Source organism: Brevundimonas sp., assembly GCF_030704825.1.
GTDB lineage: Bacteria > Pseudomonadota > Alphaproteobacteria > Caulobacterales > Caulobacteraceae > Brevundimonas.
In genome coordinates, this window is sequence record NZ_JAUYNX010000003.1 from 97,849 (window position 1) to 118,295 (window position 20,447).

General features: G+C 68.9%; 27 protein-coding genes, 2 tRNA genes and 1 other RNA gene. 20 read left to right on the forward strand and 10 right to left on the reverse strand.

Features of this window, described 5'->3' with window-relative positions; all coding sequences use genetic code 11:
- Positions 1-44: 44 nt before the first annotated feature.
- The gene (locus tag Q8Q71_RS02035) at positions 45-872 is read right to left on the reverse strand and encodes a serine protease (RefSeq protein WP_305757974.1); all 828 of its coding nucleotides are present in this window, start codon (positions 870-872) and stop codon (positions 45-47) included.
- A gap of 87 nt (positions 873-959) precedes the next feature.
- Here Q8Q71_RS02035 and Q8Q71_RS02040 point away from each other — a divergent pair, with 87 nt between their 5' ends.
- Positions 960-3,140: a S9 family peptidase gene (locus Q8Q71_RS02040; protein WP_305757975.1), complete on the forward strand. Its 2,181-nt coding sequence runs from the start codon at positions 960-962 to the stop codon at positions 3,138-3,140.
- A gap of 9 nt (positions 3,141-3,149) precedes the next feature.
- On the opposite strand, the gene Q8Q71_RS02045 is transcribed toward Q8Q71_RS02040, so the two are convergent.
- Positions 3,150-3,611 carry a DUF1036 domain-containing protein gene (locus Q8Q71_RS02045; RefSeq protein WP_305757976.1) on the reverse strand — a complete coding sequence of 154 codons (462 nt, stop codon included), beginning with the start codon at positions 3,609-3,611 and terminating at the stop codon, positions 3,150-3,152.
- Between the two features lie 95 nt (positions 3,612-3,706).
- Here Q8Q71_RS02045 and Q8Q71_RS02050 point away from each other — a divergent pair, with 95 nt between their 5' ends.
- Entirely contained in the window at positions 3,707-4,264 is a 558-nt protein-coding gene (locus Q8Q71_RS02050) for a GNAT family N-acetyltransferase (protein WP_305757977.1), read from the forward strand.
- A gap of 15 nt (positions 4,265-4,279) precedes the next feature.
- On the opposite strand, the gene Q8Q71_RS02055 is transcribed toward Q8Q71_RS02050, so the two are convergent.
- Positions 4,280-4,735 carry a response regulator gene (locus Q8Q71_RS02055; RefSeq protein ID WP_305757978.1) on the reverse strand — a complete coding sequence of 152 codons (456 nt, stop codon included), beginning with the start codon at positions 4,733-4,735 and terminating at the stop codon, positions 4,280-4,282.
- Positions 4,736-4,865: 130 nt separating this feature from the next.
- Here Q8Q71_RS02055 and Q8Q71_RS02060 point away from each other — a divergent pair, with 130 nt between their 5' ends.
- On the forward strand, positions 4,866-5,468 hold the full coding sequence (locus Q8Q71_RS02060; RefSeq protein WP_305757979.1) for a sensor histidine kinase: 603 nt from the start codon (positions 4,866-4,868) through the stop codon (positions 5,466-5,468).
- A 60-nt stretch (positions 5,469-5,528) separates the two neighbouring features.
- Here Q8Q71_RS02060 and Q8Q71_RS02065 read toward each other — a convergent pair.
- Positions 5,529-5,602: transfer RNA gene (locus tag Q8Q71_RS02065), tRNA-Gln, on the reverse strand.
- A 156-nt stretch (positions 5,603-5,758) separates the two neighbouring features.
- Here Q8Q71_RS02065 and Q8Q71_RS02070 point away from each other — a divergent pair.
- Positions 5,759-5,835: transfer RNA gene (locus Q8Q71_RS02070), tRNA-Pro, on the forward strand.
- Positions 5,836-5,919: 84 nt separating this feature from the next.
- Here Q8Q71_RS02070 and ilvC read toward each other — a convergent pair.
- Positions 5,920-6,936: a ketol-acid reductoisomerase gene (gene ilvC, locus Q8Q71_RS02075; RefSeq protein WP_305757980.1), complete on the reverse strand. Its 1,017-nt coding sequence runs from the start codon at positions 6,934-6,936 to the stop codon at positions 5,920-5,922.
- Between ilvC and Q8Q71_RS02080 the strand changes: the two genes are divergently transcribed.
- Positions 6,935-7,483, forward strand: a complete 549-nt coding sequence (locus Q8Q71_RS02080) for a DUF924 family protein (protein ID WP_305757981.1) — start codon at positions 6,935-6,937, stop codon at positions 7,481-7,483. The genes ilvC and Q8Q71_RS02080 overlap by 2 nt on opposite strands.
- Here Q8Q71_RS02080 and Q8Q71_RS02085 read toward each other — a convergent pair.
- Positions 7,473-7,973 (reverse strand): thermonuclease family protein, encoded by a 501-nt coding sequence (locus Q8Q71_RS02085; protein ID WP_305757982.1) that lies wholly within the window; start codon positions 7,971-7,973, stop codon positions 7,473-7,475. The two genes, Q8Q71_RS02080 and Q8Q71_RS02085, sit on opposite strands and share 11 nt — an antisense overlap.
- Before the next feature lie 167 nt (positions 7,974-8,140).
- Between Q8Q71_RS02085 and Q8Q71_RS02090 the strand changes: the two genes are divergently transcribed.
- From Q8Q71_RS02090 to Q8Q71_RS02120, 7 genes are read left to right on the forward strand one after another with little or no spacing between them, the layout of a single operon-like run.
- Positions 8,141-8,998, forward strand: coding sequence for a thymidylate synthase (locus Q8Q71_RS02090; RefSeq protein ID WP_305757983.1), 858 nt, complete (start codon positions 8,141-8,143; stop codon positions 8,996-8,998).
- A complete protein-coding gene (locus Q8Q71_RS02095; RefSeq protein WP_305757984.1) occupies positions 8,998-9,312 on the forward strand; it encodes a phosphoribosyl-ATP pyrophosphohydrolase in 315 nt (104 codons plus the stop codon). The genes Q8Q71_RS02090 and Q8Q71_RS02095 overlap by 1 nt, the downstream gene beginning before the upstream one ends.
- A gap of 10 nt (positions 9,313-9,322) precedes the next feature.
- Complete coding sequence (locus tag Q8Q71_RS02100) at positions 9,323-9,538, forward strand: DUF2188 domain-containing protein (RefSeq protein WP_305757985.1); 216 nt, start codon at positions 9,323-9,325, stop codon at positions 9,536-9,538.
- Between the two features lie 2 nt (positions 9,539-9,540).
- Complete coding sequence (locus tag Q8Q71_RS02105; protein WP_305757986.1) at positions 9,541-10,173, forward strand: hypothetical protein; 633 nt, start codon at positions 9,541-9,543, stop codon at positions 10,171-10,173.
- A complete protein-coding gene (locus Q8Q71_RS02110) occupies positions 10,170-10,682 on the forward strand; it encodes a dihydrofolate reductase (protein ID WP_305757987.1) in 513 nt (170 codons plus the stop codon). Before Q8Q71_RS02105 ends, Q8Q71_RS02110 begins: the two co-directional genes overlap by 4 nt.
- A 2-nt stretch (positions 10,683-10,684) precedes the next feature.
- On the forward strand, positions 10,685-11,005 hold the full coding sequence (locus Q8Q71_RS02115) for a YbjQ family protein (RefSeq protein ID WP_305757988.1): 321 nt from the start codon (positions 10,685-10,687) through the stop codon (positions 11,003-11,005).
- Entirely contained in the window at positions 11,006-11,299 is a 294-nt protein-coding gene (locus Q8Q71_RS02120) for a hypothetical protein (RefSeq protein WP_305757989.1), read from the forward strand. It abuts the gene before it with no gap.
- Between the two features lie 6 nt (positions 11,300-11,305).
- On the opposite strand, the gene Q8Q71_RS02125 is transcribed toward Q8Q71_RS02120, so the two are convergent.
- On the reverse strand, positions 11,306-12,403 hold the full coding sequence (locus Q8Q71_RS02125; RefSeq protein WP_305757990.1) for an NADH:flavin oxidoreductase: 1,098 nt from the start codon (positions 12,401-12,403) through the stop codon (positions 11,306-11,308).
- A 38-nt stretch (positions 12,404-12,441) separates the two neighbouring features.
- The gene (locus Q8Q71_RS02130; RefSeq protein ID WP_305757991.1) at positions 12,442-13,533 is read right to left on the reverse strand and encodes an Mrp/NBP35 family ATP-binding protein; all 1,092 of its coding nucleotides are present in this window, start codon (positions 13,531-13,533) and stop codon (positions 12,442-12,444) included.
- Between the two features lie 74 nt (positions 13,534-13,607).
- Here Q8Q71_RS02130 and miaA point away from each other — a divergent pair, with 74 nt between their 5' ends.
- The 6 genes from miaA to Q8Q71_RS02160 all read left to right on the forward strand — a co-directional run bounded on the left by miaA (position 13,608) and on the right by Q8Q71_RS02160 (position 17,072).
- On the forward strand, positions 13,608-14,495 hold the full coding sequence (miaA, locus tag Q8Q71_RS02135; RefSeq protein WP_305757992.1) for a tRNA (adenosine(37)-N6)-dimethylallyltransferase MiaA: 888 nt from the start codon (positions 13,608-13,610) through the stop codon (positions 14,493-14,495).
- A 100-nt stretch (positions 14,496-14,595) separates the two neighbouring features.
- On the forward strand, positions 14,596-14,889 hold the full coding sequence (locus tag Q8Q71_RS02140; protein ID WP_305757993.1) for a hypothetical protein: 294 nt from the start codon (positions 14,596-14,598) through the stop codon (positions 14,887-14,889).
- Between the two features lie 5 nt (positions 14,890-14,894).
- Positions 14,895-15,262: a transfer-messenger RNA gene (gene ssrA, locus Q8Q71_RS02145) on the forward strand.
- A gap of 69 nt (positions 15,263-15,331) precedes the next feature.
- Positions 15,332-15,823: an SspB family protein gene (locus Q8Q71_RS02150; RefSeq protein ID WP_305757994.1), complete on the forward strand. Its 492-nt coding sequence runs from the start codon at positions 15,332-15,334 to the stop codon at positions 15,821-15,823.
- A gap of 59 nt (positions 15,824-15,882) precedes the next feature.
- A complete protein-coding gene (locus tag Q8Q71_RS02155; RefSeq protein ID WP_305757995.1) occupies positions 15,883-16,644 on the forward strand; it encodes a C13 family peptidase in 762 nt (253 codons plus the stop codon).
- Complete coding sequence (locus Q8Q71_RS02160; protein WP_305757996.1) at positions 16,641-17,072, forward strand: GFA family protein; 432 nt, start codon at positions 16,641-16,643, stop codon at positions 17,070-17,072. Before Q8Q71_RS02155 ends, Q8Q71_RS02160 begins: the two co-directional genes overlap by 4 nt.
- Here Q8Q71_RS02160 and Q8Q71_RS02165 read toward each other — a convergent pair.
- On the reverse strand, positions 17,069-17,422 hold the full coding sequence (locus tag Q8Q71_RS02165; RefSeq protein WP_305757997.1) for a RusA family crossover junction endodeoxyribonuclease: 354 nt from the start codon (positions 17,420-17,422) through the stop codon (positions 17,069-17,071). The two genes, Q8Q71_RS02160 and Q8Q71_RS02165, sit on opposite strands and share 4 nt — an antisense overlap.
- Positions 17,423-17,512: 90 nt before the next feature.
- On the opposite strand from Q8Q71_RS02165, the gene fumC reads away from it, so the two are divergent.
- Positions 17,513-18,904 carry a class II fumarate hydratase gene (fumC, locus tag Q8Q71_RS02170; RefSeq protein ID WP_305757998.1) on the forward strand — a complete coding sequence of 464 codons (1,392 nt, stop codon included), beginning with the start codon at positions 17,513-17,515 and terminating at the stop codon, positions 18,902-18,904.
- A gap of 57 nt (positions 18,905-18,961) precedes the next feature.
- On the opposite strand, the gene Q8Q71_RS02175 is transcribed toward fumC, so the two are convergent.
- Entirely contained in the window at positions 18,962-19,363 is a 402-nt protein-coding gene (locus tag Q8Q71_RS02175) for a YccF domain-containing protein (RefSeq protein ID WP_305757999.1), read from the reverse strand.
- Between the two features lie 182 nt (positions 19,364-19,545).
- Here Q8Q71_RS02175 and Q8Q71_RS02180 point away from each other — a divergent pair, with 182 nt between their 5' ends.
- Complete coding sequence (locus Q8Q71_RS02180) at positions 19,546-20,421, forward strand: hypothetical protein (RefSeq protein WP_305758000.1); 876 nt, start codon at positions 19,546-19,548, stop codon at positions 20,419-20,421.
- Positions 20,422-20,447: the final 26 nt, after the last annotated feature.

Consider the following 20,447-nt stretch of genomic DNA (forward strand, 5'->3'; position numbering starts at 1 on the left):
TAATATCTCTTATGCGCAAACAATAGCCCCGGGGATTGTTCCACCTACGGCCCCTCTTCCCCGGCGTCCGCGGCGTCCAGCAGGGCTATCGCCTCCCGCACGTAGCCGGCGTGGGCCACCAGGCCGATGCCCAGCGGCTCGTCCGCCGGCCGGACCTCCGATGTCAGGACGCCGGCGATGAACGGATGATCCGGCTGGGCCGTGCCTGGCAGTTTCCGGGCCGCCGGCGTCCAGAAGACCGGACCGCCGGAGTTTCCAGGAAACACAGGGAAATCAAGTAGGAAAACAGGAAAGTTCTCGACCGGCGTCAGCGGCCAGGACGCGATCCGCCCCGCCCGCAGGATCGGAAATCCCGCCGTATTGGACGAGTAGCCCCTTGGAAAACCCAGGGTCAGAAGTTCGTCGCCCGGCCCCACCTGCCAGCTGTCGAGATCCTCGCCGCTGGCCAGCCACCCCAGCGGAATGGCGGCGCGGGCGAAGACCGGCGGAGCCGAAACCTCCATGACGGCGATGTCCCGTTCCGGATGCCGGGTCCAGACCGGTGCGCCGGCCTCGTCGCGGATGCGCAGGGGTTCCGGCGCGAAACGCCAGCCGCCGCCGGGCGCCTCGATCCGCCATCCGACCCGCGCCTCGGGCAAGGCCATGCCATCGAGCACGTGATGGGCGGTGACCAGCACGGTGCGCGGCGATCCGTCGGGCCTCGGCGCGGCGATCAGGAAGGCCGTGCCGACCCTTCGCGTCGAATCGCCATTGTTCTGGTCGATCTGCACCGTGGCGCCGATCAGGCCGACGGTCAGGTCCCAGACCGGCGCGGCGAGGCCCGCGATCGGCGGTTCCTGCGAGATCTCGGGGGGCGTCTGAAGGTCGAACATCGTCCCCTATCCGGCCAGCGGCGTTTGTTCATTTGACGGCGAGCTGTCCGGGCGCACAAGGTCCGCCGTCATTTCGGGGACCGTCTGATGAATCGCCGCGATCTTCTCGCCACCACGGCCGCCGCCCTGGCGGCGTCCGCCCTTCCCGTTCACGCCCGCACAGCCGGAGTTTCGATGCCGCAAGCCACGCCCGTCCCTCCGGTCGCGAAGAAGATCCCGGTGACCATCGAACAGCTGGGCCGGACCCGCACCGACGACTATCAGTGGATGAAGGACGACAACTGGCAGGCGGTGCTGCGCGACCCGACCCTGATCAAGGCCGACGTCAAGGAGCACCTCGAGGCCGAGAACGCCTATCGCGAAGCCATGATGGCCTCGACCCTGCCCCTTCAGACGGCGATGTTCGGGGAGATGAAGGGGCGGATCAAGGAGGCGGACAGCTCGGTCCCCTCCCCGGACGGCGCCTGGGAGTATTTCGTCGAATACCGGACCGGCGAGCAGCACCCGCGCTATATGCGGAAGCCCCGCGGAGCCGCCGGCGAGGCGCAACTGCTCCTCGACGCCAACGCCCTGGCCGAGGGCAAGGCCTATTCGGAAGTCTCGAACGCCGACCACAGTCCCGATCACGGCCTGTTCGCCTATGCCGAGGACGCCCAGGGCTCCGAGGTGCACCAGATTTTCGTCAAGGATCTGACGACCGGCGAGGTTCTGCCCGATCCGATCGGCTCGGCCATCGGCGACTTCACCTTCTCGCCCGACAGCCAGTGGATCTTCTGGACCAACCGCGACGACAACGGCCGGCCGGACAAGATCTTCCGACGGCCGGCCCGCGGCGGCGAGACGACCCTGGTCTACGAAGAGGCCGACGACGGCATGTTCCTCAGCGTCGGCCGAACCGCCGACGACGCCTTCGTCGTCATCTCGATCGCCAACCAGGAAACCTCGGAGGCCAGGATCATCCCCGCCGCCGCGCCGACGGCGACGCCGGTCGTGCTGGAGCCGAGGCATGTCGGGCGGCTGTACGAGGCTGACCACTGGGGCGACCGCTGGGTGATCCGCACCAACGCCGACGATTCGATCGACTTCAAGATCGTCGAGGCCGCGACCGAGACCCCCGGCAAGGACAAGTGGCGCGACCTCGTCCCGCACACGCCGGGCCGCTACATCGAGGGCATGGCCTTGGTGAAGGATTATATCGGCCGCCAGGAACGGGCCGACGCCAATACGAAGATCGTCATCCGCGACCGCTCGGGCGCCGAGCACGAGATCGCAGTGGATGAACCCGCCTATTCCCTGTCGCTGGGCGGGGCGTCGGAGTTCGACACGACCGTCATGCGCTACGGCTACAACTCGCCATCCACGCCGACCTCGACCTATGACTACGACCTGGCGACGCGCGAACGGACCCTGCGCAAGGTTCAGGAGGTGCCGTCCGGTCACGATCCGGCCGACTATGTGGTCGAGCGGCTGAACGCTCCGGCCGCTGACGGCGAACTGGTGCCGGTGACCGTGCTGCGCCGCAAGTCGACGCCGGTCGACGGTTCCGCGCCTGTACTCCTGTACGGCTACGGCTCCTATGGAAGCCCGATCCCGGCCAGCTTCTCGACCAACCGGCTGTCGCTGGTGGACCGGGGCTGGATCTACGCCATCGCGCATGTCCGGGGCGGATCCGACAAGGGTTGGAACTGGTTCCTGACGGCCAGGCGAATGACCAAGAAGAATACCTTCACCGACTTCATCGCCGCGGCGGAGCACCTGATCTCGCGCGACTACGCCAGGGCCGGCCACATCGTCGCCGAGGGCCGCTCCGCCGGCGGCATGCTGATGGGCGCGATCAACAACATGCGGCCCGACCTGTGGGCCGGCGTCATCGGCGGCGTGCCCTTCGTCGACGTGATCAACACCATGAGCGACACCAGCCTGCCGCTGACGCCGCCGGAATGGCCGGAATGGGGCAATCCCATCGAGGACCCCGAGGCCTACGACTATATGATGAGCTACAGCCCCTACGACCAGGTCCGGCCGATGGCCTATCCGGCGGTTCTGGCGACCGGCGGCCTGTCGGACCCCCGCGTGACCTATTGGGAGCCCGAGAAATGGGTGGCGAAGCTGCGTCCCGCCACGACGTCGGGCCGGCCGATCCTGCTGAAGATCAATATGGAGGCCGGCCACGCCGGATCGTCCGGGCGGTTCGACTATCTGAAGGAGGTCGCCCACGACTACGCCTTCGCGGTCTGGGCGATCGAGAAGGGCTGGGAGCGGGCCTGACCCGTTATTCTAGGGGTCGAGATTCCAGGTGTAGGGGCCGGCTTCCTCGGCGTGCATGACCACGAAATTGCGGGTCTCGTAGCCGGCCGGACAGGTGTCGCCGCCGTCGGACCAGAAGGCGTAGGGACCGGGGTACTGGACGCACAGGGGGTGGTTGCCCGACCACGTCAGGCCCGAACCGTCCAGGGTGTCGCCATACAGGTAGAAGTTGGCGTTGTCGGTCGCGACCAGATCGGTGCAGACGCCATTGGCCACCTCGTACCAGCCCCGGTTGATGAACCGGCCGGCGCCGACCTCGACATAGGATATGGCCACGCTGCCGTTTCGACCGCTTCGGTTGCAGACCTTGATGTCGACGGTCGCGGCGGCCGGCGCCGCGGCCATGCCCGGCTTGCTTTGCGAGGCAGCCAGGCCGGGCGCGCCCGTGACCAGCGACGCGGCGATGGCCGCGACGACGAGACGTGTTTTCATGATCCCCTCTCCCGGATTTCCGAACCACGCTATCAAACCGCCGGCCCGCCGCCACTGACGGTTGCTGACGGCCCGGTCATATGGAGACTGACGTGATGAGCCTGACGCTGCGCGACGCAACGGAAAGCGACCTGCCCGCCATCGCCGCCCTGTACGCCCGCGAGGTCCTGGGCGGGACGGCGACCTTCGAGACGACGCCGCCGACGCTGGAGGAGATGGCGTTGCGGTTCGCGGCGGTGAGGCGCCACGGCCTGCCCTGGCTGGTGGCCACGGTCGACGGCCGGTTCGCCGGCTACGCCTATGCCTCGCCTTTCCGACCCCGGCCCGCCTATCGCTACGGCGTCGAGGCGTCGATCTATGTGGAGGAGGACGCGCGCGGCCGCGGCGTGGGGCGGGCCCTGCTCGAGACATTGATCGAGCGGACGCGAACCCTGGGACTGCGCCACGTCATCGGCGCGATCAGCGATAGCGACACCAGCGCCGCGTCGGTCGGCCTGCACAGGGCGATGGGGTTCCGGGAGGCGGGGGTCTATCGCCAGGTCGGCTGGAAATTCGAACGCTGGCTGGATGTCACCCTGATGCAGCTGGACCTCGATCCCGAGGGCAGGCCGCCCACCTCGCCGGGGCTCGATCTGGCGGGCGGGCTGGCCTGAGACGGGGAGCGCCCTTCAGTGCGGCGCGATGTCGGATGGCGGCGTGGTCAGCCAGGGCGCGAGCCGGAACCTGCGGGGCGTGTCGCCCAGGGTGCGGTGCAGGATGAACTGCCGTGCGAAGGCGATGACGGCGCGGATCGTCGCCTCGTCGAACGGCTTGGACACCGCGCCCAGGGCGCCGGCGAAGCCGTCCGGAATCTGTTCGGGATTTGCGGTCAGGAAGATCACGGCGCTGCCGTATTCGCCGACCAGACGCCGGGCGATCCCCGGCCCGGTCATGCCGTCCAGCAGGTTGACGTCAACCAGGGCCAGGTCGGGCCGCTCGCGCTCGGCGACGGCGAAGGCGCTGGTCTGGTCCATGGCGCAGCCGACGACCTCGCAGCCGGATTCGCCCAGCACCAGTTCCAGCTCCATGGCGAGGAGGGCCTGATCCTCGACGATCATGACCCGAAGGTCGGGCGGCTCGGTCACGAACACTCCCCCCGCGCTAACCAGACGCCTTAACACTGATGTGTCGGTTAACGGACAGACCAACGCCCGATTGGCCATCCGGTTCGATTTGAGGTAAGAAAAGCCCGCACTTTCAAGTGTCGGGGGAATAATGGGCACGGCGTCCGGCGATCGAATCGTCGAGCTTCAAGGGCAGACGCCGGGCGGGTATCGGCTGCTGCAGATCCTTGTCGGAATCCGGTTGCGCAGCGTCGCCGACCCCGAGAGCGTGCGGCATCTGACGTGGCTGAGCGACATCGCCGCGGCCATGGAATTGATCAGCCGGCGGATGACCGGGGACGGTCCGGTCGACTTCGTCGGCTATCTTGAGGACGTGGCGGCCTTCTGGAGCCGCGTTTGCGAGGGTCGGGCCATCCGGCTGGACGTGAGGGGCCAGGCGGCCCTCCTGCCCGACAGCCACCTGCTGCCGCTCGCCATCATCACCCATGAGCTGATTTCCAACGCCTGCCGCCACGCCTTCCCGGACGGCCGGCGCGGCTCCATCGCGGTGGCTTTCTCCCGCGCCGTGGGCGGGGTCAGCCTGGTGGTGCGCGATTCGGGCGTCGGGGCGGAGCCGCTGACCCCGGGCGAGGGCCTGGCCGTGGTGCAGGGCCTGGTCGAACACCTGGGAGGGTCGATGAACATCGAGACCGCCCCGAACGCCGGCGTCGGCGTGCGCATCCGCCTGCCTCTGGAAGGCGCCTCGACGCATTAGCGCGACCGTTCCTCGCGTCCTGAAGCCTGTCGGGAACCTGATCCGGTCAGCGGGCGGGGATGGCTGGGGAACTAGGACTCGAACCTAGAATGACGGTACCAAAAACCGGAGTGTTACCATTACACCATTCCCCAGCAGGTCCGGCGCGTCCGGAGCCGAAGCGCCGGAAGGCGGTCGAGATACGCGAAGGCCGCAGGCGATGCAACACCCGCCGAATTGACTATTTTCAATCGCCTCGTTTCCTCGCTTGCGGCCTCCAAACCCCGTCGTTATAAGCCGCGTCCTCAAGTCGGAGTGTGGCTCAGTCTGGTAGAGCACTGCGTTCGGGACGCAGGGGTCGTAGGTTCGAATCCTATCACTCCGACCAATATCCTTCCGGCGCTGTCGCGCGCCGCGCGGCGACCCGCTTTGCGGGCGCCGAAAGAGGTTTCCCGGCCTCGTTTCCTTTCCCTCAGTCCGCCGCCTTCGCCGCCACCCTGTTGAGGTGCGCGCCCACCACCTCGATCCTGCGCCCGGCCAAAGCCTTGCGGCGGGCCAGCAGGTCCGGCGAGCCGGCGTCATGGTCGGCCATCAGCCGTTTCACGAACGAGCCGTCGCGGACCTCGGCCAGGACCGTGTCCATGGCCGCACGCGACGGCTCGCCGATGATCCGGGTGCCGGTCAGATAGGCGCCGTATTCCGCCGTGTTGGAGATGCGGGTGAAGGCCCCGGCGACGCCGCGTTCGAACATCAGGTCCGTGACCAGCTTGAGCTCATAGAAGCACTCGAACCAGGCCACCTCTGGCGGATAGCCGGCGTCGACCAGCTTCATGAAGGCGGCGTCGACCAGCTCGGCCGCCCCGCCGCACAGCACCACCTGCTCGCCGAACAGGTCGCTCTCGCACTCGGCGGCGAAGGTGGTCTCGAGAATGCCCTTGCGCCCGCAGCCCAGGGCCGCCGCGTAGGACAGGCCGAGGGCGTGGGCGCCGCCGCTGGCGTCCTGATGCACGCCGAACAGGGCGAAGACCCCCTGCCCTTCCACATAGAGATCGCGGATGCGCGGGCCGATGCCCTTGGGCGAGGCGAGGATGACGTCGAGGTCGGGCCGGGGCTCGACCAGGCCGAAGCGGACCGACAGGCCGTGGGCGAAGACCAGGGCGGTCCCGGGCTTCATCGCCGACGCCAGTTCGTCGCGCCACAGGTCGCGATGGGCCTCGTCCGAGACCATGACGGCGACCACGTCGGCGGTCGCGGCGGCCTCGCCGGCGGTCAGGACGGGAAAGCCGTCGGCGAGGGCTTTGGCCCGGGTGGCGGAGGCGGCCTTGAGGCCGACGACGATGTCGGCCACGCCGGAGTCGCGCAGGTTCAGGGCGTGGGTCCGCCCCTGGCTGCCGTATCCGATCACGGCGACGCGCTTGCCGCGAATGATCGACAGATCGCAATCGCGGTCATGGAAGACCGGCAGCGGCGTGCTTAGGTGTTCAGTCATGAGCACAGACATAACGCCTTCCGCCGTCGTCGCCTTCTGGAAAGAGGCGGGGCCGAAAATGTGGTTCGCCAAGGACGACGCCTTCGACGCCCTGTTCCGCGCCCGGTGCGAAGCGGCGCACTTCATGGCCGCCCGGCGCGAACTGGATCACTGGGCGGAGACTCCCGAGGGGACGCTGGCGCTGCTGATCCTGCTGGACCAGTTCCCCCGCAATTGCTTCCGCGGCACCGGCCATGCCTTCGCGACCGATCCCCTGGCGCGGCATTTCGCCGTCATGGCGCTGGACGGCGCACAGGATGCCCTGGTCGAGAACGACCTCCGCCGGTTCTTCTACCTGCCGCTCCAGCATCACGAGGACATGGCCAGCCAGGACCGCCAGCTGGCCCTGTTCCAGACCATGGACCGCCCCGCCGACGACCGCTGGGCCGAGCATCATCACAAGGTCATCGCGACCTTCGGCCGGTTCCCGCACCGCAACCAGGCGCTGGGGCGGGAGACCACGCCGGAGGAGCAGGCGTTCCTGGACGCCGACGGATTCAGGGGGTGACCGGCGGCCGCCGGGGCCCGTCGCCGCGCCACTCCGGACCGGCCCAGACGCCGGCGTAGCCGAGGCGGGCCGTCTCTTCGTCGGCGTCATAGCGTCCGGCAGTTTCCTCGCGCCGCTGGGTCGCCGCGCCGGCGGCGATCATCTCCAGACCGAGGTCGCGCCAGTCCTGCTCGCAGGTCGTGTGGACGCACTGCGTCCACTGCACCTCACACCGGGCGACGGGGCGCTGTCCGGAGACGTCGACCGGCGTGCAGCGCACAGGACGGTCGCCGACCAGGTCTTTCAGAACATAGAAGGACTCCTCGCCGCAGTCGTACTGGACGCCGTCCCGGGAGCAGATCTGGCCGGGCACGGGGGCGTCGATGCCCCACAGGACCACCTGTTCCGACCCGAAGCCGAGGATTTCCGGGGAAATCACGGCGGGCCGACCCGAGATTTCGGGGCCGCTCTGCCCGAGGAGCAGGATCGCGAGGGCGAGGCGGGGGAACATGGCGGTCTCCGGAGCGCGGCCGGACTATGGAACGGCCCCGCGGACCGGACAACTGACGGAAGCGGACGATGATCCGCCCGGCGCCGGGGGCGATCGGCGACCCGTTTCTGTGGGCAAGCGAATCAGAAGGCTGCCCGCCTCCACGAATCAGCGGCATTCTTTCCCCCATGAACGCCGTCGCCACCCTCGCCGAGCTGCAGGCCCGCACCGGGGCGGTCGCGGCCGACCATCCGGAGTGGCAGTACCTCAACCTGCTGCGTGACATCCTCGACAACGGGGCCCGGCGCGACGACCGGACCGGCACCGGGACCCTGGGCGTGTTCGGGCGGCAGATGCGGTTCGACCTGGCCAGGGGGTTTCCGGTCCTGACCACCAAGAAGCTGCACCTGCGGTCGATCATCGTCGAACTGCTGTGGTTCCTGCGCGGCGAGACCAATATCGGCTGGCTGAAGGACAACGGGGTCAGCATCTGGAACGAATGGGCCGATGCCGAGGGCGAGCTGGGGCCGGTCTACGGCAAGCAGTGGCGCTCATGGGCCGCGCCGGACGGGCGGGTGATCGACCAGATCACCAAACTGGTCGAGGGGCTGAAGACCAATCCCAACAGCCGGCGGCACATCGTCTCGGCTTGGAACCCGGCCGATGTCGACGACATGGCCCTGCCGCCCTGCCACTGCCTGTTCCAGTTCTTCGTCGCCGACGGCAGGCTGAGCTGCCAGCTGTACCAGCGGTCGGCCGACGTCTTCCTCGGCGTGCCGTTCAACATCGCCAGCTATGCGCTGCTGACCATGATGGTGGCCCAGGTGTGCGGGCTGAAGCCGGGCGAGTTCGTCCACACCTTCGGCGACGCGCATTTGTACCTGAACCACATCGAACAGGCCGAGCTGCAGCTGAGCCGCGATCCCCGGCCCGCGCCGACCATGACGATCACGCCGCGCGACGACCTGTTCGCCTACCGGCTGGAGGACTTCGTGCTCGAGGGCTATGAGCCCTGGCCGCATATCAAGGCGCCGGTCGCGGTCTGATGGCCCTCGACCTGAAGGCCCTGCAGGCCGACGTCCTGCGCATTTCCGACATCTACGCCGCCGAGCACGGCATCGAGCGGTCCGGCGACTGGGCCCTGCTGAAGGTGCAGGAGGAACTGGGCGAGCTGACCGCCGAGCATCTGCGCATGAGCGGCCGCGCGCGGGGCGCGGCGGACGCCGGCAAGCTGGGCGACGAGGCCGCGGATGTGCTGGGGATGCTGCTGATCTATTGCGACCGGGCGGGGATCGACATCGAGGCGGCGATGCAGCGGAAATGGCTGCACTGGCTTGATGGCCGGCCGGGGCAGGCCTAGAATCGACGACATGATCACGTCCGGACGACATGTCATATCGGGCCTCCGCGGCGGCTGGCGCGTCCGGATGACCGGCGCACACAAGGCGACGCGGGTGTTTCCCACGCGCGAGGAGGCCATCGCCTTCGCCCGCGCCGAAACCCGACGCGAAGGCGGCGACCTGTTCATCCACAACGACGACGGCACCGTGGACGACGTCCGGACCTATGAGCGACGTGTCGGCTGACGATGGCCGACGAAGACATCGCCGGCGACTATGACCAGAACGTCTTCGTCAACTGTCCCTTCGATCTCCCGTACAAGCCAATCCTGAACGCGATCGTCTTCTGCATCGTCCATCTCGGGTTCAATCCACGCCTTGCGTCCGAACGCGTCGATTCCGGCGAGCCGCGCATCGAGAAGATCATGGACCTGATCGAGGCGTCGCGTTTCGGGGTTCATGACCTGTCGCGCAGCCAGTCCAGCAAGGCCGGCGAACTGGCGCGACACAACATGCCGCTGGAGCTGGGGCTGGACCTGGGCTGCCGGCGCTACGGTCCGGATCATCACCGACGCAAGATGCATCTCGTGCTGGAGGAAAAGGCCTTCCGGCACCAGGCGTCGATCTCCGATCTCTCGAACTCGGACCCGGTGATCCACCGGGGGAAGCCAAAGCTCGCCCTGGCCGCCATCCGGGACTTTCTCGAACCGCACAGCGCCGGGGACGTCCCCGGGCCGACCGAGATATGGGACGCGTTCGGCGATTTCCAGGCGCAGATGTATGTGGAGCTCGCGGCGCGTGGATTCTCGAAGGCGGATATGAAGAGGCTCAGAATGTCGGAGTACATCGGCAACATCCGACGCTGGGCGGCCAGCCGGTGACGCCCGGTCTCGCTCTCGTCGTCGCCCGGGCCCGCAACGGGGTGATCGGACGCGACGGCGACCTGCCCTGGCGGCTGCGCAGCGACCTGCAGCGGTTCAAGGCGATCACCGTCGGCAAGCCCTGCATCATGGGCCGCAGGACGTGGGAGAGCCTGCCGCTCAAACCCCTGCCCGGCCGGCTGAACCTGGTGCTGTCGCGCGACGAATCGTTCACGGCCCGCGGGGCCGTGGTCTGCACCACCCTGGACGAGGCCATCGAGATCGCGCGCGAGACGGCCGAAGAGGACGGTGTCGACGAGATCTGCGTCATCGGCGGCGTGGCCCTGTTCGAAAAGGCGCTGCCGCGGGCGAAGCGCCTGTACCTGACCGAGGTCGAGGCCGAGCCCGAGGGGGACGCGGTGTTTCCGGCGTTCGACGAGACGGTCTTTGCGGAGGTATCGTCCGAGGCGCACCCGGCGGGAGAGAAGGACGATCACCCGTTCCGCTTCCGGGTGCTGGAAAGGAAATGACCATGCTGATCGTGACCACCAACGACGCGCCCGGCTATCGGGTGGTGAAGACCCTGGGCGTGGTGCGCGGCATCACCGTGCGCTCGCGCAACGCCATCAGCGACATGGTTGGCGGGGTGCAGTCCCTGCTGGGCGGCCGCGTCGGGGCGTATGTGAAACTGGCCGAAACGTCGCGGCAGGAGGCCTATGACGAGCTGATCCAGCACGCGCAACAGATGGGCGCCAACGGCATCCTGGCCATGCGCTACGACGCCAACGAGATCATGCCGGGGATCACCGAGGTGCTGGCCTATGGCACGGCGGTGGTGGTCGAGCCGGCCTGAATGCGCGGGCGAAAGCTCATTCACAGCCCGGACAGCGCATGGGACGCTTTCTTCGGCGGCTTCTCGAAGGTCGCTTTCGGCGCCGGTATCCCGCTGACAATCGCCATCCTCGTTCAGGTCAGATCCTGGACGGATCTCGGTGTGATGACCGCGATCGTGCTGGCCTTCGCCGGCGGGGCGGGCGTTCTGGTGGGCGTTGCATGCGCGGCGCCCGTGCTCCTGCAGAACTGGGCATGGCGCAAGATCGCCAAAGACACCCCCGTCGCTGAACACGACGAGGGTCTCGGCTCGTGATCCCGTCTAGCTGAGCGTCGCCATCGCGCTGCGCTCGAAATCCTTCAGTTCGTCCAGCCGGCCGTCGCGGATTTTTTCGACCCAGTGCGGGTCGGCCAGCAGGGCGCGGCCGACGGCGACGAGGTCGAACTCGTCGCACTCCAGCCGTTCGATCAGGCCGTCGAGCGAGGCGGGTTTCGACCCGGCGCCGCCGAAGGCCGCGATGAATTCGCCGTCCAGCCCGACCGAGCCGACGGTGATGGTCGGCAGGCCGGTGACCGTCTTCGTCCAGCCCGCGAAATTGAGGTCCGAACCCTCGAACTCCGACTCCCAGAAGCGGCGTTGCGAGCAGTGAAAGACGTCGACGCCGGCCTCGGCCAGCGGGCTCAGCCAGGCCTCGAGCTCGGCGGGATCGTGGGCGTTCTTCGCCCCGAAGTCGTGCGACTTCCACTGCGACAGGCGCAGGATCAGGGCCATGTCCGGACCGACGCCCTCGCGCACGGCCCTGACCACCTCGGCCCCGAAGCGGGCGCGGTCGGCGATGGTTCCGCCGCCCCAGCGGTCGGCGCGGTCGTTGAGGCCCGACCAGAAGAACTGGTCGATCAGATAGCCGTGGGCGCCGTGAATCTCGACGGCGTCGAAGCCCAGCTCGCGGGTGGCGCGGGCCGAGCGGCCGAAGGCGGCGATGGTGTCGGCGATGTCCTCTTCGGTCATCGGCTCCAGTTTGCGGTTGCCGGGAGTGGTGAAGCCCGAGGGGCTGTCGACCCTGCCCAGCGGGGCCCAGTCGGCCCCCTGCCCGCGCGCCGAACCGACGTGCCAGAGCTGGGGCGCGATCAGGCCGCCGGCGGCGTGAACTTCCTCGACCACCTTCTTCCATTCCGGCAGGGCCTCGCCGTGGAAGACCGGCACCTTGGGGTCGTTTCGGGCGGCGGGGCGTTCGACGACCGTGCCCTCGGTGACGATCAGTCCGACCCCGCCCTCGGCCCGGCGGCGGTAGTAGCCGGCCACGTCGCTGGTCGGGATTCCGCCCGGCGAGAAGGAGCGCGTCATCGGGGCCATGACGATGCGGTTGGGCATCTTCAGGGACTTGACCTGGAACGGGCGGAACAGGGCGTCGACGGACATGGGCGGCTCGCAGGTGACTGGAACCGACAAGGTGGCGGTTAGGGTTGCGTTTGAAAACCCTGCAGGTCGAGTTTTTTCGCCAGGGCCTCCGCGAGGCGCGCGAACCGGGCGGCGATGTCGCCCCCGGGATCGCCGACCATCACCGGCACGCCGGCGTCGCCGCCCTGGCGCAGGGTCGCGTCGAGCGGCAGGTCGCCGAGGTAGGCCACGCCCAGCCGCGCCGCCTCCGCCTCCCCGCCCCCGCGGCCGAAGACGTCGCCGGTCATGTTCTCGATCAGACCGAGGCTGGGAACGCCGACCTTCTCGAACAGTTTGTGGGCGCGGCGGGCGTCGGCGAGAGCCACTTCCTGCGGGGTCGAGACGATCACGGCGCCGTCCAGCGGGGTCTTCTGGATCAGGGTCAGCTGGACGTCGCCAGTGCCGGGCGGCAGGTCGACGACGAGGATGTCGAGCGGTCGGGCTTCCGTGCCCCAGCGGGTCTGGGTCAGCATCTGGGTCAGGGCCTGGGAGGCCATGGGGCCGCGCCAGATCATGGCGTCGGAGGCCTGGGTCAGCAGGCCGACTGACATGGCCTTCAGGCCGTGGGCGACATGGGGCTCCATCATGCCGTCGCGGTATTCCGGCTTGCCGGAGACGCCGAGCATGGTGGGCAGGGAGGGGCCGTAGACGTCGGCGTCGAGCAGGCCGACCGACAGGCCGCGCGCGGCGAAGGCGGCGGCGAGGTTGACGGCGACGGTCGACTTGCCGACTCCGCCCTTGCCGCTGGCCACGGCGAGGACGCGGCGGACATGGGCGGGGCGGTCGGTGGGGACCGGGGCCTTCGGACGCGTCTGGTCCACCGCCTGCGGCGACAGGGAGGCGGTGCGGGCGGGCCGCACCGCCGGCGCTGCCTCGGCGGTCAGGACGACGGAGACGCGGGCCATGCCCGGCAGGGCCTTGAGCGCGGCCTCGGCGGCGTCGCGGACCGGGGCGTAAAGGGCCGTGTCTCCCGGCGCGACCTCCAGCACGAAGCCGGCGCGGTCCTCCGCCACGGTCAGGCCCTGGACCAGGCCGGCGGCGACCAGCCCCTGCCCGCTCCGGGGGTCGCGGACGGCGTCGAGGGCGGCGATGACGGCGGCTCTGTCGGGCAAGGCGACGGTCCTGCGGGTTGCGGCTGCGGGGCCTGCGTTCTATCGCCGAACACCCCCGCCCCGCGAGCCCGCAATTGACCGCACCCCCGATCAGCAAGCCCGTGACGCTCCTCGCCGGCCCCACCGCCTCGGGCAAGTCGCGGCTGGCGCTGGAGATGGCGGAGCGCGCGGGCGCCGTCATCGTCAACGCCGACAGCCAGCAGCTGTACGCCGACCTGCGGGTGCTGAGCGCCCGGCCGTCGGCGGACGACGAGGCGCGCGCCGAACACCGGCTGTACGGCGTGGCCCACGCCGGCGACGCCTGGTCGGTCGGACGCTGGAGCCGGACCGTGCTGCCGGTGCTTGCGGCCCTTCGGGACGCAGGCCGACCGGCCCTGCTTGTGGGCGGCACGGGATTGTATTTCTCGGCCCTGACCAAAGGGTTGGCGAATATTCCGGATGTCCCCACGGAGGTTCGGGACGCGGCCTGCGCCGCGTTCGACGCCGGGGGGGAGGCCCGGTTCCGACGTCGGCTGGCCGAGGTCGACGCCGCGGCCGAGGCGCGGATTGAGGCCGGGGACCGCCAGCGGCTGACCCGGGCCTGGGCTGTGGCGGACCATACCGGTCGCGCCCTGAGCGACTGGACCGCCGACACGACGCCCCTGCTCGAGCCCGGATCGTGGACCGGACTCGTGATCGAGCCCGACCGCGAGACCCTGTACGCGGCCTGCGACGCACGGGTGGCCCGGATGGTCGAGGCTGGGGCGCTGGAGGAAGTCCGGGCGCTGGTCGCGCGAGGGCTGGCCCCGACCCTGCCGGCGATGAAGGCCGTCGGCGTGCGCGAGTTCGCGGCCCATCTGACGGGCGAGACCACGCTCGCGACCGCCGTCGAGGCGACGCGGCAGGCGACCCGCAACTACGCCAAGCGGCAGCTGACCTGGTTCCGGAACCAGACCGCGGACTGGGGCCGGGCCAGTTTCTGAACGGGTTCCCGGGCAGAGGGCGGCTCGCGAGCGCTCCCGGCAAGGGGTTGGCGACCCGACGTGATCGTCCTAGGGTTGCTTCATCATTCCGGAGTTCCCGATGCATTCCCTTCTGTTCGCCCTAGCCCTGTCCGTGCTTCTGACGCCTCAGACGCCGCCCGTCTCCACCGCGCCCGACGCCGCCGCTCCGGCGGCCGCCGCTCCGGCGACGGACCCCGGCGACCGCGTCGTGTGCCGACGCGAACACGTGCTGGGATCGAACCGGCGCGAGCGGATCTGCATGACCGTTCGGCAGCGGGCCCAGCTGGAGGACCAGTCCCGACAGCAGCTCGACAGGGCCGGGCGGGGCAGCGACCGGAACGACCTGCCGGGCGACCGCAACACCGGTCTCTGATCCCGGCCCTTTTCCCGCTCCCCAAACGTCCCTATATTCGTCCTGTCCGGGTTCGCCCGGACTATGGCGATAAACGCGCTTGTAATAAGCGGACCGGACCCGGGTGCGATTCCCGGCGGCTCCACCATTTCTTCCCCGCGTTATCGGCGGAGCGAGCATGGGGCCGACTAGCATCGACGGACGTGTAAAGAAGACTGCTTTCGCCCGTCCTGGCCCACCGTATCGGGCCATTTTCTAACTGCGAACGATAACTTCGCTGGAGAAGTCGCTCTCGCCGCGTAAGCGGTTCGGGTGATTTCGAACACTTAAGTCCTCGGGGATCAGTTCCCGGGGCGGGGCCGCCAGGGGGCCTGCCAACAGAACCCCTGGCACTTTCACTATCTTGGCATCTTCCGCCCGCGCCCGCGCGCCGCTATCAGTCGCGCGAACAGCCGAGGCGCCCATGGCCGAAGAGACCCCGCCCGTCGACGAGATGCATTACGAGCAGCTGGCGCAGGACGCCCTGCGCGGCGTCATCCGTTCGGCGCTGGAACGGGCGGCCCTGCCCGACGGCATCCCCGGTGCGCACCATTTCTACGTGACCTTCAAGACCCGGGCGCCCGGCGTCAGCGTGCCGCCCGACATCCTCGCGAAATATCCGGATGAGATGACCGTGGTGCTGCAGCACCAGTACTGGGACCTGAAGGTCGAACCGACGAAATTCTCGGTGATGCTGAAATTCGGCGGCATGCCCAAGGTGCTGGCCATGCCCTACACCGCCGTGACGCGCTTCTACGATCCGTCGGTGCAGTTCCTGCTGCAGTTCGAGGCTCCGGCGACGATCGAGGAGATCGCCGCCGAGGTGGCCGCGAGCGAACCCGCCGGAACGCCTCCGGAGAACGGCGCCGACGACGGTCCCAAGGTCGTCTCGCTGGACCAGTTCCGGAAGAAGTAGGCCTTCCCCTCTCCGCCTGGTCCGCTAATCTTGCGTCGGCTTGATCGGCGGAGGCGCGCATGGGTCGGGGGTTCATCGTCGCACTTGCGGCCTGGCTGGCCCTCTCCGGGGCGGCTCACGCCCAGGCGGTCGCGACGACCGGCCGGTTTCTGGGCTGGACCTCGGCCATCGTGGCGGCGGACTGGCGCGACGGCGCCGACCGGCCGATCCAGGCCTTCGACAACGCCCGCCGCGATCTGGTGAAGGGGTTCCTGGACGCCGGCTTTCCGCGCGCGACCATGATCGACTACAGTCTGAGACCGGATGTGCCTCAACCCACGACGGCGTCGCAGGTGGTGGACGGGCTGAACCAGACCGCCCGGCGCGGGACGGCGGGGTGTCTGCTGTATTTCACCTCGCACGGCGTGCCGACGGCCATGGTGTTCGGCGAGGCGCCCCGGATGACGCCCGACATGATGGCCAATATGGTCCGGGGAGCCTGCGGGACGCGGCCGACCGTCGTGATCGTCTCCGCCTGCTATTCGGGGATCTTCGTCAACGCCCTGGCGGCGCCCAACCGGATGGTGCTGACCGCCGCCAGCCGCGAGCGGCCCTCGTTCGGCTGCGGCGCCGACGAGACCTATCCGTGGTTCGACGGCTGCGTCCTGGAAGCCCTGCCGACGGCGACGGACTTCCTCGCCCTGGCGGCGGGAACCCGGGCCTGCGTCGCGCGCAAGGAGGCGGAGCGCGGGGTGACCCATCCGTCGGAGCCGCAGTTGTTCGTGGGAGCGGACATGCAGCTGAGGCTGCCGACGCTGCGGTTTAACCGGCCGCCGGCATGACCCTGATCGTGGACGACAACGGCTGGTCCCCCGCCGCCTGCCACTGCGGGACCGTGCGCTTCCGGGTGCGGCTGAGCGAGGGTCTGGACAGCGCCCGGCGCTGCGACTGTTCGCTGTGCCGGATGCGGGGCGCCGTGGCGGTGACGGCCGGGCTGGGCGGAGTCGAGATGCTGGAGGGGGCGGAGGCCCTGACGGAATACCGGTTCAACACGGGCGTGGCGCGGCATTTCTTCTGTTCCAACTGCGGCGTCTACACCCACCACCGGCGGCGTTCGAACCCCGATGAGTACGGGGTCAATGCGGCCTGTCTGGAGGGGTTGAGCCCGTTCGACTTCGCCGAGGTGCTGGTCAACGACGGCGTGAACCATCCGAGCGACGGCGGCGGCGGGGTGGTTGGGGTGCTGAGGTTCCAGCGGTTCGCGGACTAGCCTCTCGGAAACACTCGCAAGGTGATCCGTTCCCGCTCGCCGGCGTGGCGCTCCACCAGCAGGCGGGCGACCTGGGCGTCGTCGTGGAACAGATAGCCCTTGATGGCGTCGAGCAGCGCCTTGGCGAGATTGTCCAGATCGATATGCGGCGGATCGCCGACATGCTCCATGCGGATCTCGACGACGAAGTCGCCCCAGGACGGACGCGACGCCCACTCCTTGCGCATGAATTCATAGACCAGCGGCTTGTAGTATTTGGCCTGGGTGGTCAGGCCGTCGATGGCGATCTCGACGACGTCGCCGGTTTCGCGGAGACGGACCTTGCCTGTGCCGATCCAGCCTGGAGTCATTCAGCCGTCCTCGCCTGAGCGCCTTGTTCGCGCGCGGCCTCGTGCTACACCGCCGCGCAATCCTCCGCCACGCCTGAAAGCCCGCCCACCATGACCACGACCCGCACCGAAACCGACACCTTCGGCCCCATCGAGGTCGCCTCAGACCGGTACTGGGGCGCCCAGGCGCAGCGGTCGCTGGGCAATTTCAAAATCGGCTGGGAGAAGCAGCCCCTGCCGATCGTGCGGGCGCTGGGCATCGTCAAGCGGGCCGCGGCCGAGACCAACATGGCGCTGGGCAAGTTGGACCCGAAGCTGGGCGAGACCATCGTCGCGGCGGCCAATGAGGTGATCGAAGGCAGGCTGAACGACCATTTCCCGCTGGTGGTCTGGCAGACCGGCTCGGGCACCCAGTCGAACATGAACGCCAACGAGGTGGTCTCGAACCGCGCCATCGAGATGCTGGGCGGCGAGATGGGCTCCAAGAAGCCGGTCCATCCCAACGACCACGTCAACATGAGCCAGTCGTCGAACGACACCTATCCGACGGCCATGCACGTGGCCTGCGCCGAACAGGTGGTCAACGACCTGATTCCGGCGCTGAAGCATCTGCACGCGGCGCTGGACGCCAAGGCGAAAGCCTGGGCCCACATCATCAAGATCGGCCGGACTCACACCCAGGACGCCACCCCGCTGACGCTGGGCCAGGAGTTCGGCGGCTACGCCCAGCAAGTGGCCAACGGCATCGAGCGGATCGAACTGACCCTGCCGAAACTGATGGAGCTGGCCCAGGGCGGCACCGCCGTCGGCACCGGTCTGAACGCCCCCGTCGGCTTCGCCGAACAGGTGGCCGGGCGCATCGCCGCCATCACCGGCCTGCCCTTCGTCACCGCGCCGAACAAGTTCGAGGCCCTGGCCGCGCATGACGCCATGGTCTTCAGCCACGGGGCCATCAACACGGTCGCCGCCTCGCTGTTCAAGATCGCCAACGACATCCGCTTCCTCGGCTCGGGCCCGCGTTCGGGTCTGGGCGAGCTGGCCCTGCCCGAGAACGAGCCCGGCTCGTCGATCATGCCGGGCAAGGTCAATCCGACCCAGTGCGAGGCCCTGACCCAGGTCTGCGTGCAGGTGTTCGGCAACCACGCCGCCGTCACCTTCGCCGGGTCGCAGGGGCATTTCGAGCTGAACGTCTTCAACCCGGTGATGGCCTACAACTTCCTGCAGTCGGTGCGGCTGATGGCCGACGCCGCGATCAGCTTCACCGACAACTGCGTGGTCGGCATCGAGCCGCGCGAGGACAATATCAAACGCGGCCTCGACAACTCGCTGATGCTGGTCACCGCCCTGAACGGCAAGCTGGGCTATGACGCCTGCGCGAAGATCGCCAAGACGGCCCACAGGAACGGGACGACGCTGCGCGAGGAAGCGGTCGGCGGCGGCTATCTGACCGACGCCGAATTCGACGAGGCGGTGCGGCCCGGGAAGATGATCTCGCCGGGGTGATGGACCGGATCCGGTGAAATCGACGCCGACCTTCGCAGGAAGGCCGGCGTTTTCGATTCAGGGCTTGTCGCGGATCGTCCGGCCGATCGGGGCCAGGGCCAGCTTGGCCAGTTCGAGATCCTTCAGAGCGAACGGGATGCCGATGATGGTGATGAACTCCGCCACCGCGATCAGCAGGTGCGACAGGGCGATGTACCAGCCGGCGAAGACGAACCAGATGACGTTGAGTCCGACGCCGAGGCAGCCAGTGCCGATGTCCTCGCGGCCGGTGAATTCGTCCCGCCAGACCACCTCGCGGCCGAACGGCCAGAAGGAGTAGCTGGCGATCCGCCAGGCGGCGAAGCTCCACGGCAGGCCGACGACGGTCAGGGCAAGGACGGCGCCGCCGAGCAGCCACAACAGGCCCGAGAGCCAGCCTCCGAACGCGAACCACAGCAGGTTGAGGATCAGACGGATCACTGGCGGCGCTCCCGGCGGCGCGGCAACCCCGCGCGTCTCCTCACATAAGCAGGGATGCCGCCGGATATCAGCGGGGTCTTCGTGAAATCGCGGTAAGGCGCGCCGTGACGCCGGTTCCGGTCCGCGGTTGATTCGCGAGCGTCAGCGACCTCTGTTATTATCGGCGGACAACGGAGGTTCGCATGTCCCTTGCCGTATCCGTCCTCGCCCTCGCCCTGCTCGCGGAGCCCGCGGCCGGCGACAATCCGGCCGCCGCGGCCGTTCAGGCCCGCGCCTTCGCGGACTATCCGACCTATGAGCAGGCCGGCCTGCGCTGGGTACGGGCGCCGTCGGTGCGGGACCTGGCCCGCCATCACCGGGTGACCTCGCGACATTTCCCCTATCGCGGCGTGGCGGAGGTGGCGTGCACGCCCGACTCGCGCGGCCGGCTGACTTGCGAGGTCATCAGCGAGTCGCCCGAGGGCGAGGATTTCGGGCGCGCGGCGCAGTGGGTGATGCGGCCGGTGCGCGTGGCCGCGACGGACGGCTATTCGCCGGAGGGCCGGACCTTCGCCTTCCGGCTCAGGTTCGGCAATTGGCCCGAGCGTCTGCTGCCCGACTCCTTTCATCCGGTCGACCAGAACCTTCGCTGGGTGAAGCGGCCGGAGCTGGTCGACTGGAGCCTTTCGGGCCTCGGTTCGCAACAGGAGGCCCGCGCGTCGTTCGACTGCGTCGCCCGGGGCGACGGTTCGCTGCAATGCCGTTCCGTGGACGCCGCGGCGCCGCCCGGATTCGTCCAGGCGGCGAGCCGGAGCCTCGAGGACGCGCGCGTCGAACGCACCGACAATCAGCCGCTGGAAGGCAGCCCGCTGCGGTGGACCTTCCGCCTCCTGAACCAGAGCAACTGCGGCTCGGGCGGCACCGGCAACGGCAGCCCCGACGCCGGCCGCGGCGCGGTCGCTGGAGAAGGGTCGGCGCAGCCCGGCTTCGATCCCAACAGCGCCTTCAGCAGCGGAGGGTCCGCCGCCGCGAGCCGGGGGCGCGGAAGCTGCATGGGCGCCATCGTCCAGATGCATTGACCCGCGCAGCGTCTCCCGCGCCGGGG

Bases quoted from the DNA above. Each gene is read 5' to 3' on its own strand.
- Q8Q71_RS02045 (WP_305757976.1), bottom strand. From the start codon at position 3,611: ATGAAAACACGTCTCGTCGTCGCGGCCATCGCCGCGTCGCTGGTCACG.
- Q8Q71_RS02060 (WP_305757979.1), top strand. From the start codon at position 4,866: ATGGGCACGGCGTCCGGCGATCGAATCGTCGAGCTTCAAGGGCAGACG.
- Q8Q71_RS02035 (WP_305757974.1), bottom strand. From the start codon at position 872: ATGTTCGACCTTCAGACGCCCCCCGAGATCTCGCAGGAACCGCCGATC.
- Q8Q71_RS02040 (WP_305757975.1), top strand. From the start codon at position 960: ATGAATCGCCGCGATCTTCTCGCCACCACGGCCGCCGCCCTGGCGGCG.
- Q8Q71_RS02115 (WP_305757988.1), top strand. From the start codon at position 10,685: ATGCTGATCGTGACCACCAACGACGCGCCCGGCTATCGGGTGGTGAAG.
- Q8Q71_RS02050 (WP_305757977.1), top strand. From the start codon at position 3,707: ATGAGCCTGACGCTGCGCGACGCAACGGAAAGCGACCTGCCCGCCATC.
- Q8Q71_RS02160 (WP_305757996.1), top strand. From the start codon at position 16,641: ATGACCCTGATCGTGGACGACAACGGCTGGTCCCCCGCCGCCTGCCAC.
- Q8Q71_RS02150 (WP_305757994.1), top strand. From the start codon at position 15,332: ATGGCCGAAGAGACCCCGCCCGTCGACGAGATGCATTACGAGCAGCTG.
- ilvC (WP_305757980.1), bottom strand. From the start codon at position 6,936: ATGACTGAACACCTAAGCACGCCGCTGCCGGTCTTCCATGACCGCGAT.
- Q8Q71_RS02105 (WP_305757986.1), top strand. From the start codon at position 9,541: ATGGCCGACGAAGACATCGCCGGCGACTATGACCAGAACGTCTTCGTC.
- Q8Q71_RS02095 (WP_305757984.1), top strand. From the start codon at position 8,998: ATGGCCCTCGACCTGAAGGCCCTGCAGGCCGACGTCCTGCGCATTTCC.
- Q8Q71_RS02080 (WP_305757981.1), top strand. From the start codon at position 6,935: ATGAGCACAGACATAACGCCTTCCGCCGTCGTCGCCTTCTGGAAAGAG.
- Q8Q71_RS02180 (WP_305758000.1), top strand. From the start codon at position 19,546: ATGTCCCTTGCCGTATCCGTCCTCGCCCTCGCCCTGCTCGCGGAGCCC.
- Q8Q71_RS02140 (WP_305757993.1), top strand. From the start codon at position 14,596: ATGCATTCCCTTCTGTTCGCCCTAGCCCTGTCCGTGCTTCTGACGCCT.
- Q8Q71_RS02165 (WP_305757997.1), bottom strand. From the start codon at position 17,422: ATGACTCCAGGCTGGATCGGCACAGGCAAGGTCCGTCTCCGCGAAACC.
- fumC (WP_305757998.1), top strand. From the start codon at position 17,513: ATGACCACGACCCGCACCGAAACCGACACCTTCGGCCCCATCGAGGTC.
- Q8Q71_RS02085 (WP_305757982.1), bottom strand. From the start codon at position 7,973: ATGTTCCCCCGCCTCGCCCTCGCGATCCTGCTCCTCGGGCAGAGCGGC.
- Q8Q71_RS02100 (WP_305757985.1), top strand. From the start codon at position 9,323: ATGATCACGTCCGGACGACATGTCATATCGGGCCTCCGCGGCGGCTGG.
- Q8Q71_RS02120 (WP_305757989.1), top strand. From the start codon at position 11,006: ATGCGCGGGCGAAAGCTCATTCACAGCCCGGACAGCGCATGGGACGCT.
- Q8Q71_RS02155 (WP_305757995.1), top strand. From the start codon at position 15,883: ATGGGTCGGGGGTTCATCGTCGCACTTGCGGCCTGGCTGGCCCTCTCC.
- Q8Q71_RS02125 (WP_305757990.1), bottom strand. From the start codon at position 12,403: ATGTCCGTCGACGCCCTGTTCCGCCCGTTCCAGGTCAAGTCCCTGAAG.
- Q8Q71_RS02090 (WP_305757983.1), top strand. From the start codon at position 8,141: ATGAACGCCGTCGCCACCCTCGCCGAGCTGCAGGCCCGCACCGGGGCG.